The sequence below is a fragment of the Saccharopolyspora sp. ID03-671 genome, assembly GCF_045278815.1.
In the GTDB taxonomy this organism is placed as follows: Bacteria; Actinomycetota; Actinomycetes; order Mycobacteriales; family Pseudonocardiaceae; genus Saccharopolyspora; species Saccharopolyspora ipomoeae.
The window spans coordinates 4,898,917-4,915,276 of sequence record NZ_CP134054.1; the positions used below are offsets into that span (position 1 = coordinate 4,898,917).

The 16,360-nt window shown below is 70.4% G+C and carries 14 protein-coding genes and 1 pseudogene; 11 read left to right on the forward strand and 4 right to left on the reverse strand.

Annotation, left to right across the window (positions count from 1 at the left end):
• The first annotated feature begins 100 nt into the window (after window positions 1-100).
• Entirely contained in the window at window positions 101-793 is a 693-nt protein-coding gene (locus REH65_RS22700) for a GntR family transcriptional regulator (protein WP_281454924.1), read from the forward strand.
• On the opposite strand, the gene REH65_RS22705 is transcribed toward REH65_RS22700, so the two are convergent.
• Together REH65_RS22705 and REH65_RS22710 are read right to left on the reverse strand one after the other, a co-directional pair.
• Window positions 794-2,137 (reverse strand): MFS transporter, encoded by a 1,344-nt coding sequence (locus tag REH65_RS22705; protein ID WP_406689004.1) that lies wholly within the window; start codon window positions 2,135-2,137, stop codon window positions 794-796.
• 115 nt (window positions 2,138-2,252) lie between these two features.
• Window positions 2,253-4,315 (reverse strand): annotated as a pseudogene (locus REH65_RS22710) (HelD family protein).
• 170 nt (window positions 4,316-4,485) lie between these two features.
• Between REH65_RS22710 and rsmD the strand changes: the two are divergent.
• The 4 genes from rsmD (at window position 4,486) to REH65_RS22730 (ending at window position 7,049) form a co-directional block, all read left to right on the forward strand.
• A complete protein-coding gene (gene rsmD / locus REH65_RS22715) occupies window positions 4,486-5,046 on the forward strand; it encodes a 16S rRNA (guanine(966)-N(2))-methyltransferase RsmD (protein WP_406689005.1) in 561 nt (186 codons plus the stop codon).
• A 54-nt stretch (window positions 5,047-5,100) separates the two neighbouring features.
• Entirely contained in the window at window positions 5,101-5,583 is a 483-nt protein-coding gene (coaD, locus tag REH65_RS22720; protein WP_281454920.1) for a pantetheine-phosphate adenylyltransferase, read from the forward strand.
• Between the two features lie 109 nt (window positions 5,584-5,692).
• Complete coding sequence (locus REH65_RS22725) at window positions 5,693-6,109, forward strand: ribonuclease domain-containing protein (protein WP_406689006.1); 417 nt, start codon at window positions 5,693-5,695, stop codon at window positions 6,107-6,109.
• Between the two features lie 211 nt (window positions 6,110-6,320).
• Complete coding sequence (locus REH65_RS22730) at window positions 6,321-7,049, forward strand: DivIVA domain-containing protein (protein WP_281455170.1); 729 nt, start codon at window positions 6,321-6,323, stop codon at window positions 7,047-7,049.
• On the opposite strand, the gene REH65_RS22735 is transcribed toward REH65_RS22730, so the two are convergent.
• Entirely contained in the window at window positions 7,032-7,577 is a 546-nt protein-coding gene (locus REH65_RS22735; protein WP_406689007.1) for a hypothetical protein, read from the reverse strand. The two genes, REH65_RS22730 and REH65_RS22735, sit on opposite strands and share 18 nt — an antisense overlap.
• 279 nt (window positions 7,578-7,856) lie before the next feature.
• Here REH65_RS22735 and REH65_RS22740 point away from each other — a divergent pair, with 279 nt between their 5' ends.
• From REH65_RS22740 to mutM, 4 genes are all read left to right on the forward strand, one after another.
• Window positions 7,857-8,429 carry a DUF177 domain-containing protein gene (locus REH65_RS22740; RefSeq protein ID WP_281454917.1) on the forward strand — a complete coding sequence of 191 codons (573 nt, stop codon included), beginning with the start codon at window positions 7,857-7,859 and terminating at the stop codon, window positions 8,427-8,429.
• 2 nt (window positions 8,430-8,431) lie between these two features.
• Window positions 8,432-8,614 (forward strand): 50S ribosomal protein L32, encoded by a 183-nt coding sequence (gene rpmF, locus REH65_RS22745; protein WP_093413438.1) that lies wholly within the window; start codon window positions 8,432-8,434, stop codon window positions 8,612-8,614.
• Between the two features lie 14 nt (window positions 8,615-8,628).
• Window positions 8,629-9,393, forward strand: coding sequence for a ribonuclease III (rnc, locus tag REH65_RS22750; protein ID WP_281454916.1), 765 nt, complete (start codon window positions 8,629-8,631; stop codon window positions 9,391-9,393).
• A gap of 150 nt (window positions 9,394-9,543) precedes the next feature.
• Window positions 9,544-10,428, forward strand: a complete 885-nt coding sequence (gene mutM / locus REH65_RS22755; protein ID WP_406689008.1) for a bifunctional DNA-formamidopyrimidine glycosylase/DNA-(apurinic or apyrimidinic site) lyase — start codon at window positions 9,544-9,546, stop codon at window positions 10,426-10,428.
• 1 nt (window position 10,429) lies between these two features.
• On the opposite strand, the gene REH65_RS22760 is transcribed toward mutM, so the two are convergent.
• Window positions 10,430-12,526 carry an ArnT family glycosyltransferase gene (locus tag REH65_RS22760; protein WP_406689009.1) on the reverse strand — a complete coding sequence of 699 codons (2,097 nt, stop codon included), beginning with the start codon at window positions 12,524-12,526 and terminating at the stop codon, window positions 10,430-10,432.
• 183 nt (window positions 12,527-12,709) lie between these two features.
• Between REH65_RS22760 and REH65_RS22765 the strand changes: the two genes are divergently transcribed.
• Together REH65_RS22765 and REH65_RS22770 are read left to right on the forward strand one after the other, a co-directional pair.
• The gene (locus tag REH65_RS22765) at window positions 12,710-13,966 is read left to right on the forward strand and encodes a glycosyltransferase (RefSeq protein ID WP_406689010.1); all 1,257 of its coding nucleotides are present in this window, start codon (window positions 12,710-12,712) and stop codon (window positions 13,964-13,966) included.
• Complete coding sequence (locus REH65_RS22770; RefSeq protein WP_406689011.1) at window positions 13,963-16,155, forward strand: ArnT family glycosyltransferase; 2,193 nt, start codon at window positions 13,963-13,965, stop codon at window positions 16,153-16,155. Before REH65_RS22765 ends, REH65_RS22770 begins: the two co-directional genes overlap by 4 nt.
• The last annotated feature ends 205 nt before the right edge of the window (window positions 16,156-16,360 follow it).

The following is a 16,360-nucleotide window of genomic DNA, read 5'->3' on the forward strand; positions in this document are numbered from 1 at the left end:
CCGGTTCGATCCTGAGATATCATACACCAGGTGGCCGAGGAGGAGTGGAATCAGCAGGTCGCCCGGGTGTGTTGGGAGGCGGTGATATATCATCGGCGATGTGACACAGCTGGCCAGCGATTCCTCCGGACTGCGTCCCCTCAGCGGGCCCGCCAGCCGCACCGACCTGGTCGCGGACTCCATCCGCACCGCGATCCTGGCCGGCGAGCTGCGCCCCGGGGAGACGCTGGTCGAGCGGCGCCTGTCGGAACTGCTCGGCGTGTCGAAGACGCCGGTGCGCGAGGCGCTCATCGGCATGGCCCACACCGGCCTGGTCACCGTCGTGCCCAACAAGGGGATCACCGTCCGCACGCTCTCGCTGGAGGACGTCCGCAAGGTCTACGAGGTCCGCAGGCTGCTCGAACCGTGGGCCGCCCGGATGACCACCACCGCCGGTGCCGCCGACGTCGTGCACCGCGCGCAGGATGCGCTCAACGAGGCCGCCGGGCTGCTCAGCGCGGGCAACAACCACGACCTGAGCATGGCCAACCGCCGGTTCCACCGGGCGCTCTACGCGGGCTGCGGCAACGCCCTGGTCATCGACCAGCTCGACGACCTGCAGGACCTCACCGCCCTCGGCGTGGTCAACCTGCTGTGGGACCGCTGGCCCACCTGGCGGGAGGAGTTCGTCGAGCACGCCGAGATCCTCGCGGCCGTCAACGACGGCAACGCCGACGAGGCCGAACGGCTTGTGAGCGAGCACATCCAACGCTCGCTCACCAACCTCGAAGCCGCCGAGAAGTCCGAGTCCTGATCAGCCGAACATCGGTCGCTGCTCGTTCAGGGGCTTGACCTGCACCACGAACGCGTAGAAGAACGCGCCCAGCACGCACATCGCGCCCGCGAAGACCAGCGGCCACACGTAGGCGAACTGCCCGGTTCCCAGCAGGAATCCGATCACGATCGGCCCGATGATGCCGCCCAGCTGCGACCCGAAGTTCTGCACGCCGGTCAGCGAGGCCACGTTGCGCGGCGTCGGCGCCACGTCCGCAGGCAGCGACAGCAGCGCTCCCGTGGACACCGCCGCGCTGCAGTAGGAGACGGTCAGGAACACCAGCGCCCACACCGGGTTCGGCGCGATCGAGGCCAGCGCGATCGTGGAGGCCCCGAGCATGCCGATGACCAACGGGATCTTGCGCGCCATCGCCAGCGGGGTGCCGCGCCGCACGAGCCAGTCGGAGAACAGCCCGCCGAGCCAGTTCGCCACCATCGCCGCCAAACCGGGGATGGCGCCGAACAATCCGAGCTCCAGCAGCGAGAAACCCTGCTGGTCGACCAGGAAATCCGGGTACCACGTGATGAAGAAGTAGATGATCACACCGCGACAGGTGTAGCCCGCGACCAGCGCCCAGGTGGTGGAGTAGCGGAACAGGTCGCGCCACTTCATCGGTTCCTTGCCGCCCTCCTTGAGCTCCTTCTCCTCGGTGCGGCCACCGCCCTGCTCGATGTAGTCGATCTCGGCCCGGTTGGCCCAGCGCTGCTTGCGCGGCGAGCGGTAGACCAGCAGCCACACCGCGACCCAGACCAGCCCGAGCGCACCGGTGACCACGAACGAGCCGCGCCAGCCGACGAGCGCGATCAGCAACGTCACCAGCGGCACCGACAGCGCGCTGCCGAACTCCGAACCGGTGTCGAAGATCGAGGACGCGAAGGCCCGCTCCTTGCGCGGGAACCACTCCGAGACCACGCGGGCGTTGGCCGACTGCACGGGTGCCTCGCCGACGCCCAGCGCCAGCCTGCACCCGATCACCCCGGCGAACCCCCTGGTCAACGCGGTCGCCGCGGTGCCGATCGACCACCACACCACCGCGATCGCGTAGAGCGCGCGCGGTCCGTAGCGGTCCACCAGCCAGCCGCCGGGCAGCTGGAAGATCGCGTAGGTCCAGAAGAAGGACGACAGCATGATTCCCTTGAGCTCGTCGGAGAACTGGAGCTCCTGCTGCATGGAATCGGCGGCGACGCTGAGGTTCGCCCGGTCGATGTAGGCGATGGCCGTCGCCAGGGCGACGAGGACGACCATCAACCAGCGGATCTGGGAACGCTTGCCCGCGGGCCGCTTCTCCTCCACGTCGGAAGCGGTGGGAACGGGTTCGTGCATGCAACCACCCCGTCGTGCCGCATGATATCTGATATTCCAAGGTAGGCGGCCGCGTCGTGCGCGGTCAACGGGGTGGCGGCTTCGAACCGGTGGTACCGGCTCGAAGCCGACGAGGTCAGGCGGGTTTGAGCACGGTCAGGAACTGCGTGGCGCGGCTGAGGGCGACGTAGAGCGCCCTGCGGCCGGTGGTCGACTCGGTGGCCAGACCGTCGGGGTCGACGACGGCGACCGCGTCGTACTCCATGCCCTTGGAGTCGAGGCTGCCCACCACCCGCAGCCTCGGGTCGTCCACATCGGACAACCAGGCGCGGACCTCGTCCCGGCGCGACATCGTGGTGATGACCCCGATCGTGCCCTCCGCGCGCTGCAGCAGGTCGAGCGCGGCCTCGCGGGCCGCGGCCGGCAGCTCCTCCGCCTCGACCTCGCGGACGTCGGGCTCGACGCCGGTGGTGCGCACCGCCGTCGGCAGGTCGTCCGGGTCGACCAGGTCGCGGACCGCGTCGCAGGCGTGCTCGAAGATCTCCGCCGAGTTCCGGTAGTTCGTGCGCAGCGTGAACGTGCGGTGGGTGCGCTGGGCGCTGAGCGCCTCCTCGCGCGCGGTCGCCGCCTCGGCCGGGTCCGGCCACGACGACTGCACCGGGTCGCCGACGATCGTCCAGCTCGCGTGCCTGCCGCGGCGGCCGACCATCCGCCACTGCATCGGCGAGAGGTCCTGGGCCTCGTCGACGACGACGTGTGCGTACTCGTCGTAGTTGACGGCGCGGCGCGGCTGCTCGGCGTCCGGCTCGGTGCGGACGGGGCGCTTCGGCGGCGGGCCGATCATCGTCCGCAGCTCGTCGATCAGCGCGATGTCGGCGACCGTCCACTCGGTGACGTCCGAATCGCTGAGGGAAGCCCAGGACTTCGCCAGCAGCTCGACCTCCTCGGCGGCCAGCAGCCGCCGGGCGCGCGGGACAGGCGCTCCGGGTCCGACAGCCAGCGCAGCACCTGCATCGGGTACAGCGCGGGCCACCAGGCGACGAGGAAGCGGTGGAACTCGATGCGCTCGCCGATCTCGCTGATCAGCCGGTCCCGGTCGGGCTGGAAGTCGCCGCCCGCCAGGCCTTTCGCCTGCTGCCACAGGGCTTCCAGCAGCGCGTCGGCGGCCTTCATCCGGAACTTGTTGGGCTGGCCGCCCTTGTTGTGCAGGGTGCGGCGGATCCGCTTGAGCTCGTCGGCCTCCAGCTTGAGCACCGCGCCCCGGTAGAACAGCTGCAGCGCCTCGGGGGCTTCCGGTGGGGGCAGGCGCAGCGCGCGGCGCAGCACCTTGACCATCCGGGAGGAACCCTTGATCTCGGCGGTGCGCGGCTCGTCGATCCGGGCGGTGCTGATGCCGTCGAGCACCTCGCCGAGCGCGCGCAGCTCCACGTTGTGCTCGCCCATCGACGGCAGCACCCGCGAGATGTAGCTCATGAACACCGGTGACGGACCGATGACCAGCACGCCCGGCCCGCCGAGCTTGCGCTGCTCGCGGTAGAGCAGGTAGGCGGCGCGGTGCAGCGCGACGGCGGTCTTGCCGGTGCCCGGTCCGCCGGTGATCTCGGTGACACCGCTCTCGGGAGCGCGGATCGCCTCGTCCTGCTCCTTCTGGATGGTGGCGACGATGTTGCGCATCGTCTCGCCGCGCGAGCGGGTCAGAGCCGCCATCAGCGCGCCGTCGCCGATCACGCGCATGTCCGACGGCGCGCGGTCGGGGTCGAGCAGGTCGTCGGAGACGTCGATGACCTTCTCCCGGGAGCAGCGGATCACGCGGCGCCGGATCACGTCCTGCGGGTGTTCGGGGGTGGCCTGGTAGAAGGCGGCGGCCAGCGGGGCGCGCCAGTCCACCAGCAGGTTGTCGAAGCGCTGGTCGCGGATGCCCAGACGGCCGATGTGCACCGCGTCGCCGGTTCCCAGGTCCAGCCGGCCGAACACCAGGCCCTCGGATTCGGCGTTGAGGGCCTGCAGCGTCCGGTTGGCGTGGTGGAGCATCACGTCCCGCTCGTTGAGCGCTTCGGGCGTGGCCTCCTTGCCGTACTCGTAGCTCTTGTCGCGCATCGCCTCGGCGTCGGAGCGCAGCTCGTCGAGCCGGGCGTAGACGCGGTCCACGTGCTCCTGCTCGACCGCGATCTCGGCCTGCTTTTCGGATGCTTCGGACACCTGTGACTTTCTCCCGGTCTGGCGCGGTGGGCAGACCTAACAGACTACGCGCGATCCCGGGCGGCCCCACGCGTCCCGCCTGCCACCGGGGGAGGTCGCCGGGCGTAGAATCCGGAGTGGCTCACCACCCGCGAAACACCTGCCCACCGGCGGTGCGCGACGATGTGACGGTGACTCGGATCGTGGCGGGCAGCGCGGGCGGAAGACGCCTGGACGTGCCCCCGAAGGGAACCAGGCCGACCTCGGAGCGGGTGCGCGAGGCGCTGTTCAACTCGCTGGAGACGATGCTCGACATCGACGGGCTGCGGGTCCTCGACCTCTACGGCGGTTCGGGGGCGCTCGGTCTGGAGGCGCTCTCGCGCGGTGCCGGGCACGCCACGTTCGTCGAGTCGGATCGTCGCGCGGCGCAGATCCTCAAGCGCAACGCGGCTTCGCTGGGTTTTCGCGACGTGCGGGTGGAGCAGGCCAAGGCCGAGACGCTGACGGCCTCGCCTGCGGCCGAGCCTTTCGACGTGGTGCTGGCCGATCCGCCCTACGACCTCTCGGCCGAGCTGCTGCAGCGGGTGCTGGACGGGCTCGTCGAGAACGGCTGGGTGGGGCCGGGCGGCGTGGTGATCGTCGAGCGCGCGGTCCGCAGCGGGGATCCGGACTGGCCGGCTCCCCTCGAGGGGTTGCGTTCGAAGCGCTACGGCGACACGGCGGTGCACTGGGCCGTGATCGAACAGCGGTGAGGCGGGCCACGTCGTCCTGGGGGTTCGCTGATCCGGCTGCTAACGTCCCTGGCCATGAGGCGTGCGGTATGTCCAGGTTCCTACGACCCCGTCACCAACGGTCATCTGGACATCATCGAGCGAGCGTCCGGCCTGTTCGACGAGGTCGTCGTCGCGGTGCTGATCAACAAGAGCAAGAAGGGCCTGTTCTCGGTCGACGAGCGGCTCGACATGCTGCGCGAGGTCACGGCCCCGTGGCCGAACGTGCGCATCGACTCCTGGCACGGCCTGCTGGTCGACTACTGCAAGGCCAACGAGATCGGCGCGATCGTCAAGGGTCTGCGCGCGGTCAGCGACTTCGACTACGAGCTGCAGATGGCGCAGATGAACCAGCAGCTGTCCGGGGTCGAGACGATGTTCATGTCGACCAACCCGCTCTACAGCTTCCTGGCGTCGTCGCTGGTCAAGGAGGTCGCCACCTACGGTGGTGACGTCTCCAACCTGCTCCCGGCGACGATCGAGCAGCGGCTGCGCGAGCGCCTCGCTGAGAACGGTTAACCTCCGCGACGTCCGCCGGTCGCGCGAACTTCCGCTGATCGTGCGGTGATCCCTTCGCATTCCCGCCATTTCCGCTGGTGGGTGGGTCGGCGCCGTTAGCGTCACCGGCATGAAGAAGTCCATGCAGATCCTGCTGGCCGCCCTGCTCGCCGTGGCGGGGCTCGTCGGCTTCCAGTCCAGCGCCTTCTCCGTCGCACCCGCCCCGGCCGCCGTCGCGCAGGCCGAGTGCGGCGACACCACCGGTTTCGAGCAGGTCGCGCTGTCGTCGCTGCCGCCGGAGGCCGCGGAGACGGTCGACCTCATCCAGGCCGGAGGGCCGTTCCCGTACCCGGAGGACGGGCAGACCTTCGGCAACCGCGAGGGGCTGCTGCCCGACTGCGCGGAGGGCTACTACAAGGAGTACACCGTCGAGACCCCCGGCAGCGACGACCGCGGTGCCCGCCGCTTCGTCGTGGGTGAGAACGGGGAGTTCTTCTGGACCGACGACCACTACGAGAGCTTCTCCATCACCGACATCAACGCGTGAGGTCGTGACCGCAGCAGGGGAACCTTCCTGCCACCTCGGTGGCGGGGAGGTTCCCCTCCTCGCGTCCGGGGTTTGACACGCGGACGGTGGATTTCCGCCGGGTACGGGGGTCGTGCAGGCAGACTGGACGGGGAACGGCCCGTGATCGGCATCGCGCGGTGTTCTGAGATGCTTGAGCGGCGCGGCGCTGGACGACTGCAGGGAGATCATGGTGTACCGGGTGTTCGAGGCCCTCGACGAGCTCGTGACGATCGTCGAAGAGGCGCGTGGCGTCCCCATGACCTCGGGTTGTGTGGTGCCCCGCGGTGACGTGCTGGAGCTGCTCGACGACGTGCGGGACGCGATCCCGCAGGAGCTCGACGACGCGCAGGACGTCCTGGACCACCGCGACGAGGTGGTCACCAAGGCGCAGACCGAGGCCGACAAGTCGGTCGCGGAGGCCCAGTCCGAGGCGCAGCGCACGCTGGCCGAGGCCCGCGCGGAAGCCGAGCAGCTGCTGGCCGAGGCCCGGGAGCAGGCCGACCACCTGCTGTCGGACGCGCGCGGTCAGGCCGAGCAGGCCGTCACCGCCGGTCGTCGCGAGTACGAGGACTACGTGAGCCGGGCCCAGTCCGAGGCGGACCGCATGGTGCAGGCCGGGCGCGCCGCCTACGAGCAGTCGGTGCACGAGGGCAAGACCGAGCAGGCGCGCCTGGTCACCGACACCGAGGTCGTGCAGGCCGCGAACAACGAGGCCAAGCGCATCGCGGAGGAGGCCGGCGAGGAGGCGGAGCGGCTGCGCAGCGAGTGCGACGCCTACGTCGACTCCCGGCTGGCCGACTTCGAGGACCTGCTCGGCCGCACGCTGCGCACCGTCGGCAAGGGCCGCCAGCAGCTCCGCAGCCCGATGGGCGCCCCGTTCGACTACGAGGAGTGGCAGCCCTCAGCGGGTGCCAACTGAGGTCGGCGCCTTGAGGACCTGGTGGGTCGCGACGGTGGTGGCGGTGGCCACCAGCAGCGGGGAGATCAGCAGCATCAGGTAGGCCATCACCGGTGCCGTGTACTCCAGGTGGTGGCCGTAGGCGATGCCGTCGACCCGGACGGCGCTGTGGAACGACAACGCCGAGACCGTCGAGGTCAGCAGCGTCATCATCCAGTAGGCCACGGTCACCTGACGCGCCTGCGCGGCCTCGCCCGCGTTGGAGCGGCCGGTGCGGACGTTGCGCCCGCCGGTGAGCAGGGTCAGCGCGCTCAGCAGGCAGATGACGGTGGCCACGGTGCCCAGGCCGACGGTGAGGATCTGGGTGGCGACCGTGGCGCTCGGCACGCGGTAACCGCAGGTCAGGATCAGCGCGCCGACCGCGGTGCTCAGCGCGGTCGCGATCGAGCCCAGCCACGTGCACTGGCTCCGGATCCGCCGCAATTCCTCGGGCGCGAGGTCGACGAACCGGTAGACGGGCGTGGTGAGTCGGGATCCGTCCTCGTTCATGGGGTCAGTCCATGCCTCGTGAAATTCCCCGACCGATGGATTTCCCAGCACCCTAATCCGCTGATGGCGGGAGGGGAAGTTCTGCCCGCCGGTCGAGGGACTCAGCTGAACGGTCCAACCGCTCGGGTGGGGTGGCGGTGCGCTGAACAGGGGTTGGTGTCGTTCGCGGCCGGGCGTCACGTACGCTGGGAGGGCTGACTTGGGGCGCAATGCCCGATCCTGTCGGGGGTCGTTCCCAACGTCGGCCCCATGCCCGTTCATCAAGCACCGAAACTCGTGATGTCTCAGAGCCATGAAACGCGCACCGCGCAAGCCGGCCCTTGGGTGATCGACACCCGGGAAATCGGCCACCGGGCCGGCAGCAGCCGTGCCTACACGCGCAACGCCCCGGCACCGGCCGGCTTCGGGCTGGACATGATCAAGGTGCCGGAAGGCGAGCCGGTCGAACTCGATCTGCTGGCCGAGTCCGTGGTGGAGGGCGTGCTGGTGTCCGGCACGGCTTCGGCCGAGCTGTCCGGCGAATGCTCCCGCTGCCTGGACCCGGTCTCCGAGGAGATCGAGGTGGAGGTCCGCGAGCTGTTCGCCTACCCGGACAGCGCCACCGACACCAGCACCGATGACGACGAGGTGGAGCGGGTCGTGGACGACCTGATCGACCTCGAACCGGTGGTGCGGGACGCGATGCTGCTGTCGCTTCCCTCGGCACCGTTGTGCTCGCCGGACTGCCAGGGGCTGTGCTCCGGGTGCGGCGTGAAGTGGGCCGAACTCGCCCCCGAGCACACGCATGAGACCATTGATCCTCGCTGGGCCGCGCTTCAAGAGCGGTTCGGCGGTACCGAAGAGGAGAAGTAGTCGTGGCCGTCCCGAAGCGCAAGATGTCCCGGGCCAACACCCGTCACCGCCGTTCGTCGTGGAAGACCTCGGCGCCGACGCTGACCGAGTGCTCGAACCGCTCCTGCCGCGAGCAGAAGCTGCCGCACGTCGTCTGCCCGGCCTGCGGTCAGTACGACGGCCGTCAGGTCGTCCAGCCCGCCTGAGCGGCGGTCACGTAGTGGGGGGAAAGCAGTCGAGGGCCCGTCAGATCGACCGGGCCCCGTTGTTGGCAGCGCTCGGCGTCGAGTTGGACGCCGAGCTGCTCACCCTTGCCCTCACCCACCGTTCGTACGCGTACGAGAACGGCGGGCTTCCGCCGAACGAGCGGCTTGAGTTCCTCGGCGACGCGGTGCTCGGACTGGTGATCACCGATCACCTCTACAACGAGCACCCCGACCTGCCGGAGGGGCAGCTCGCGAAGCTGCGCGCCAGCGTGGTCAACATGCACGCGCTGGCCGGAGTGGCGCGCGGGCTCGGTGAGGGCGGTCTCGGCGAGTACCTGCTGCTGGGACGCGGCGAGGAGCTCACGGGGGGCCGGGACAAGGCGAGCATCCTCGCGGACGGTCTGGAAGCGGTGCTCGGCGCCGTCTACCTGGCCGAGGGCATCGATGTCGCACGCGCCGTCGTGCACAAGCTCTTCCAGCCGCTGCTGGCCGAGGCGCCGCGGCGCGGTGCCGGCCTGGACTGGAAGACCAGCCTGCAGGAGCTCACCGCCTCCGCGGCGCTCGGCGTGCCCGAGTACCGCGTCGAGGAGGAGGGGCCGGACCACCGCAAGGAGTTCAGCGCCTTCGTCTCCGTCGGCGGGCAGACCTACGGTCGCGGCGACGGCAGCACCAAGAAGGAAGCCGAGCAGAAGGCCGCCGAGGCGGCCTGGCGCCAGCTCGACGAGCAGGTCAACGCCGCCAAGGCGGCGGAAGAGGGCTCGGCGGACGCCTCGTCGTGAGGTCGGGCGGCAACGCCTGAGAGGGACGTGATCAGGGACCGGTTCGCAGAACCGCCCGGCCCCTGATCATGTCCCTTTTTCGCGTCCTGGAGCGGGTTTCACGTCCCTCCCGGTGTCGAGGGCGTTCGGGGCGTGGGACAGGATGTGCTCGTGCCCGAGTTGCCCGAGGTCGAGGTGGTCCGCCGCGGTGTCGCCGAACACGCCGTGAACCGGAAGCTCTCCAGCGTCGAAGTCCTGCACCCGCGCGCCGTGCGCCGCCACGTCCTCGGCGCCCAGGACCTGGCGGCCAGGCTTGCCGGTCGGGTGCTCACCGCTGCCCGGCGGCGCGGCAAGTACCTGTGGATCGAGCTCGGCGACAGCTCGGGGCACCCCGACGGCGAAGGTCTCGTCGTGCACCTCGGCATGAGCGGGCAGCTGCTCGTGCAGCCCGTCGACGCGCCCGACGAGAAGCACCTGCGGGTGCGGATGCGCTTCGTCGACGGCGGTCCTGAGCTGCGGTTCGTCGACCAGCGCACGTTCGGGGGCCTGCAGCTGGCCGAGCTGGTCGAGGTCGACGGCGTGCTGCTGCCGGAGCCGGTGGCCCACATCGCCCCGGACCCGCTGGAACCGGTGTTCGACCTGGCGAGGCTGACGGAGCGGCTCCGCGCTCGCCGGACCGGCATCAAGCGCGCGCTGCTGGACCAGAGCCTGGTCTCCGGCATCGGCAACATCTACGCCGACGAGGCCCTGTGGCGCGCCAAGCTGCACTGGGCCCGCCCGACCTCGACCATGACCCGTCCCAAGGTGCGCGAGCTGATGGAGGCCGTCACCGACGTCATCGGTGAAGCGCTGCACGCAGGCGGGACTTCCTTCGACGCCCTCTACGTCAACGTCAACGGCGAGTCGGGCTACTTCGACCGCTCCCTGGCGGTCTACGGCCAAGGCGGCAGCCCCTGCCCGCGCTGCGGCACCTCGATCCGCCGAGACCCGTGGATGAACCGCTCCGCCTACACCTGCCCCCACTGCCAACCCAAACCCCGCAACGCCCACCTGTGAATCACACCGCGCCGCGGCAGTCGTGGAGGTGGGTGGTGGTTGTGGGGTTGCCGCCGTAGTCGGTGGGGTTGACGACCGGGCAGTGGTGGGCGACCCAGGACATCGTGGTGTCGACGACCGCTGTGTCGACGTCGCCGCCCATGCTCTGGACTCCCGAGGAGCCGCTGGTCCAGACGTAGCGGAGCTCCCCGTCGGCGATGTGCTGCTCGAGCTGTTCGACCGTCGGGGTGGGGTCGTTGCCGTTGTAGCCGCCGACGGCCATCACCGGCCGGCCGGTCTCCAGGATCACCGGTGCCGCGACCATCGATCCCACCACCGCGACCAGCCACGTCTCGTTCTCCTGGTGGTCGGTGAGGTAGCGCATGAGCTGCGGGCTGACCTGCTCGCCGCTCGACCGCTCTCCGCGTTCGCCGCGCGTTCCGTCCGGCCGGTTCCCGCTCATGCCGTCCGGCGGCATCCCGCCCGCTTGCCTTGTGCCGTCGGGCATCCCGCGGCCGCCGCCACCCGGACCGCTGTTGCCGGGACCGCTGTTGCCGGGACCGGCGGAGGGGAACGTTGCTTGCACCGGGGTCGACAGCGGAGTCACCGCGTAGGCCGTCGGGCCCGCCAGTGACACGAGGATTCCCACCAGCGCACCGGCGGCGATGACACGGTTCTTCCCAGCGCGCCGCTCGCGGGGCAGGAGCAGGGGAACCGTCATCCCAACACCGGCGATCACCGAGACGACTGCGACGAAGGTTCCCATCCACGGCAGGAAGTCCTCGTCCTGGCCGAGCAGGTGGGCGCTCCAGAGGCCGGTGGTGATGATCGAGGCCGGGAGCAGCAGACCCCACCACTCGGTGTCGCGGGTCAGGCGCCACATCGCGATCATGCCCATGCCGACGACCGCGGCCAGCGGGGCGGCCAGGGCGACCGTGTAGTAGGTGTGCCAGATGCCCGAGGCGAAGGTGAACACGCCTGCGGTGACCAGCAGGGTTCCGGCCCACAGCAGGAAGTCGGCGCGCTGGGCGTCGTGCCGGGGTCGGCGCCGGAGGTGCACGATCACGGCGATCGCGCCGAACAGCGCCAGCGGGTACAGCCAGCCGATCTGCGGAGCGACCTCGCCGCTGAACAGCCGTGCCAGGCCGGCGCCGTCCATCCCGCCACCGCCGGGTCCGCCACCACCCGGGGGCACGCCACCGGCCGGAGGTGTCCCGCCGCCGGGCATTCCGCCATTGGGCATCCCGCCGCCGGGACCGCCGCCGGGTGATCCGCCACCGCCCATCATCCCGGGCGACATGATCTGGGCCTGCCCTTCCACGCGGCCGAGGCCGTTGTAGCCCAGCAGCAGGTCGAGGACCGTGTTGTCCCTGCTGCCGCCCACGTACGGCCGGGCCGAGCTCGGCACGAGGTCGACCACCACCAGCCACGACAGGCTCACCGCTGCCAGCGCGACGCCCGCCACGACCAGGTTGAGCAGCTTGCGCGGCCACGCCGGACGAGCCGCCACCAGGTAGACCAGGGCGATCACCGGGACCGCGAAGAACGCCTGCAGCATCTTGACGTTGAACGCCAGACCGATCGCGACCGCGCACCACACCAGCGGCATCAGCTTTCCCGACCGGATCGCGTTGGAGGCCGCCCACAGCGACAGCGCCAGCAACAGGGTCAGCAGCATGTCCGGGTTGTTGTGCCGGGCCATCACCACCGCGATCGGCGTCACCGCCAGCGCCGAACCCGCCAGCACGCCTGCGACGGGCCCGAAGCCGCGGCGCACCACGTGCTGCACCACCCACACCGCGGCCACGCCCGCGACGGCCTGCGGCACCAGCAGGCTCCAGGTGTTGAACCCGAAGACCCGCGCCGACAGCGCCTGCACCCACAGTGCCAGCGGCGGCTTGTCGACCGTGATGAACGAGCCCGCGTCCATCGCGCCGTAGAAGAACGCCTTCCAGCTCTGCGTCATCCCCAGCACCGCGGCCGAGTAGTAGGTGTTGGCCCACTCGTTGATCGACAGCGCCCACGTGTCGAGGAAAGCGGCCAACGCCAGGACCGCCCAGCGAGCGGGACGCGACCACCTCGGTTCCCCGGTGCGGGCGGGCGGTGGAGCAGCGGACATGCGAATTCCTCTCCGGAGCGGAACTTCCCGCGACGAGGGTGGCCGCTCCGGCTGGGAGGACCGTGTGAGTCCGCTGCACGTCCGCCGGGTGCCCGACTCCCAGCCGATTCCCAGGTTCCGTCAACGGGGCTCGCACCTGCGTCCGGCTTGATGGATGCGGAACCGGATGAGAGGTGGTGGAAGATGAGTGCCGTGCCGCAGCTCGGCGCCGAGACGGCGCCGGGTGGTGCCGGGTCGAACCGGACAGCGACGGTCGACGTGGTGATCCCGGTCTACAACGAGGAACGTTCCCTTCCCGGGTGCCTGGAGGTGCTGAGCCGGTACCTGGGCGAGGGGTTCCCCTTCTCGTGGTCGATCACCGTCGTCGACAACGCGAGCACCGACGCGACGCTGGACGTGGCGCACGGGCTGGCCCGGTCGATCCCGAACGTGCGGGTGCTGCACCTGGACCGCAAGGGACGCGGTCTGGCGCTGCGCACCGCGTGGGGCTACAGCGACGCCGACGTCGTGGTCTACATGGACGTCGACCTGTCGACGGGGTTGGACGCCCTGCTGCCGCTGGTCGCGCCGCTGGTCAACGGCCACTCCGACCTGGCCATCGGTTCCCGGCTGGCGCCCGGCGCGCGCACCGTGCGAGGCGGGAAGCGGGAGATGATCTCCCGCGGCTACAACAAGATGATCCGGTGGAGCCACGGCGCGCGGTTCACCGACGCCCAGTGCGGGTTCAAGGCGGCCCGCACCGACGTCATCCGCCCGCTGCTGCGGCAGGTGCGCGACGACTCGTGGTTCTTCGACACCGAACTGCTGCTGCTGGCCGAGCACAACGGCCTTCGGGTGCACGAGGTGCCGGTGGACTGGGTCGAGGACGTCGACACGCGGGTGAACGTGGTGCGCACCGCCACCGACGACATCGCCGGGCTGGTGCGGGTCGCGCGCGCGAAGATCACCGGCGCCGCTCGGGTCGAGGGCTTGCCGCAGCGGCCCGCGCCGCGCGCCGCGCACCCGCAGGCCGTGCTGGCCAAGCGGGAGAACGGCCTGCTGTGGCAACTGGTCTCGTTCGGCGCGATCGGCCTGGTGTCCACAGTGCTCACATCGGTGCTCTACGCGGTCCTGCGCGGGTGGTGGCCGCCGCTGCTGGCGAACCTGGTGGCGCTGACGGTCACCACGTTGTGGAACACCGAGGCCAACCGGCGCTACACGTTCCTGCAGCAGCGCGGCTCCTCGGGCCGGGTGCACGCGCAGGGGTTGATCGTGTTCGCGCTGTACTACGTCGTCACCTCCGGCGCGCTGCTCGGGTTGCAGGCCTACGCGGTGAACCCGTCGCGCTGGCTGGAGGTCCTGGTGCTCGTCCTGTCCTCCGTGATCGGTACCGCACTTAGGTTCGTACTGCTCCGCTCGTGGGTCTTCGCGGCCCCGGCCAAGGAAGAGGAAATGTCATGATCGCAGTCGACGAGGCCGCGCCGCGGACAGCGGCGAGCAGCGGCAGCCCCCCGATGTGGCGGCGCCTCGCACTGGCCGGGACCTGCGCGCTCGCGGCCGTGCTCTACCTCTGGGGCATCGGGAGTTCCTGGGGCAACAGCTACTACACGGCGGCCGTGAAGTCGATGGCCTCGAACTTCGAGGCGTTCTTCTTCGGATCGTTCGACGCGGCCGGCGTGGTCACCGTCGACAAGCCCCCGATGGCGCTGTGGTTGCAGGTCATCTCGGTGAAGATCTTCGGGTTCAACCAGTTCGCGGTGCTGTTCCCGCAGGTCGTGTGCGGGGTCGCCGCGGTGTTCCTGCTGCACCGCGCGGTGCGCCGGTGGGCGGGGGAGAACGCTGCGCTGATCGCCTCGCTGGTGCTGGCGCTGAGCCCGATCACGGTGCTGATCAACCGCGACAACAACCCGGACACCCTGCTGGTGCTGCTGGTGGTGGCCGCCGCCTACGCGATGACGCGGGCGAGTTCCGACCGCCGCTCGACCGGCTGGATCGCGCTGGCCGCGGTCCTGGTCGGCTGCGGCTTCATGACGAAGATGCTGCAGGCCTGGATGGTGCTGCCGGCGTTCGTCGCCGCCTACCTGATCGGCAGCCGCAACGGTTGGGGGCGCAAGGTTCTCGACCTCGGCGTGGCGGCCGTGGTGCTGCTGGTCAGCTCGTTCTGGTGGGTGGTGGCGACCATGCTGTGGCCCTCGCCGAAGCCCTACATCGGTGGTAGCACCGACGGCACGGCTCTGGACCTGATCTTCGGGTACAACGGCTTCGGCCGGATCCTCGGCAACAGCGAAGGCAACGGCGGCGGGGGACCCGGTGGCGGGGGCGGACCTGGCGGGGGCGGGGGTTTCTCCGGGACCGCCGGGGTGCTGCGGCTGTTCAACGAACAGCTGGCCGGACAGATCAGCTGGCTGTTGCCGCTGAGCGCGTTGATCCTGGTCGCGATGCTCGTGCTGGGCGTCCGGCACTGGCGGTCCGGTGGTGCGCTGCAGCGCGAGCGGACGGCGGGCTGGGTGCTGTGGGGCGGATGGCTGGTCGTCATCGGCGTGATGTTCAGCTTCGCGCAGGGCACCATGCACCCCTACTACACGACGATGCTGGCGCCCGCGATCGGCGCGGTGGTCGGTGCCGGGCTGGTGCGGTTCTGGCAGTGGTACCGGCAGCCGAGCGGGAAGGCGTGGGTGTTGCTGCCCGTCGGCGTGGCGATCACCGCGGCGTGGGCGATGGCGCTGGTGGCGCGGGATCTGAGCTGGAACGCGTGGGCCGGGTACCTCGCGGTCGGGCTCGGTGCGCTGGCGCTGGTGGTGCTGCTGCTCGGCCGTCGCGGCCGTGCCGGACTGGCCAGGACCGGGTTCGCGCTCGCGCTGGCGGCGATGCTGACCGTGCCCACGGCGTGGTCGGCGATCGGGGCCGTCGGCGGCAGCAGCGGCATGATGGGCGGCGTCAACCCGATGGCCGGGCCGCAGACGTCGATGGGCGGCCCCGGTGGCGGCTCGCGCGACGGCCGCATGCCGGGCGCGGACGGCCAGATGCCTCCCGGGATGAACGGGCAGATGCCTCCCGGGATGTCCGGGGATCAAGGCCGCCCCGATGGCATGGGGAGCGGTGGCATGGGCGGCGGGATGATGGGCGGCCCGGGTGGTGCCTCGCTGAGCTCGGAGCAGCTCAAGCTCGTCGACTACGTGAAGGCGAACGCGGGTGACAAGGAGATCCCGCTGGCGGTGTCGGGCGGCGCGAACGGCGCGTCGAGCTACATCATCAACACGGATCTGACCGTGGTCGGCATGGGCGGCTTCATGGGATCCGACGACGCACCGTCGGTCGCCCAGCTCACCGAGTGGAAGAACACCGGCCAACTCGGTTTCGTCCTCCTCGGCGGAGGCCCGGGCGGCGGGGGCATGCCCGGCATGCGCGGAGGCGACGCCCAGGACGGTCAGGGCCAGGACGGTCAGGGCCAGGACGGTCAGGGCCAGGACGGCCAGGGCCAGAGCGGCAGGCAGGGCGGTTTCCCAGGCGGCGGCTTCGGCGGAGGCGGCCCGGGCGGTCAGGCATCCACGGACCGGGAGAACTGGGTGAAGCAGAACTGCACCCTCGTCGACCCCGCCGCCTACGGCGGTTCGACGGACTCCTCCCAGCAGCTCTACGTCTGCGGGTGAGACCCGATTACCGCCGTGTTCCGCCACTCGGTACACGGCGGTAATCCCGTTCCTCGGGGCGCTCCCGGGAGGGGTGGTGCGGGAGGGGGCAGTTCTTCCTCGAATTGCCAGGGGTTGGCGTCCGTTTTGTCCGGATAGTTCGAGGAAAAACTGCCCCCTCCTCACCTCATCGAGTGGTGGGGTGACCTGGTGAGCGGTGTTCAGC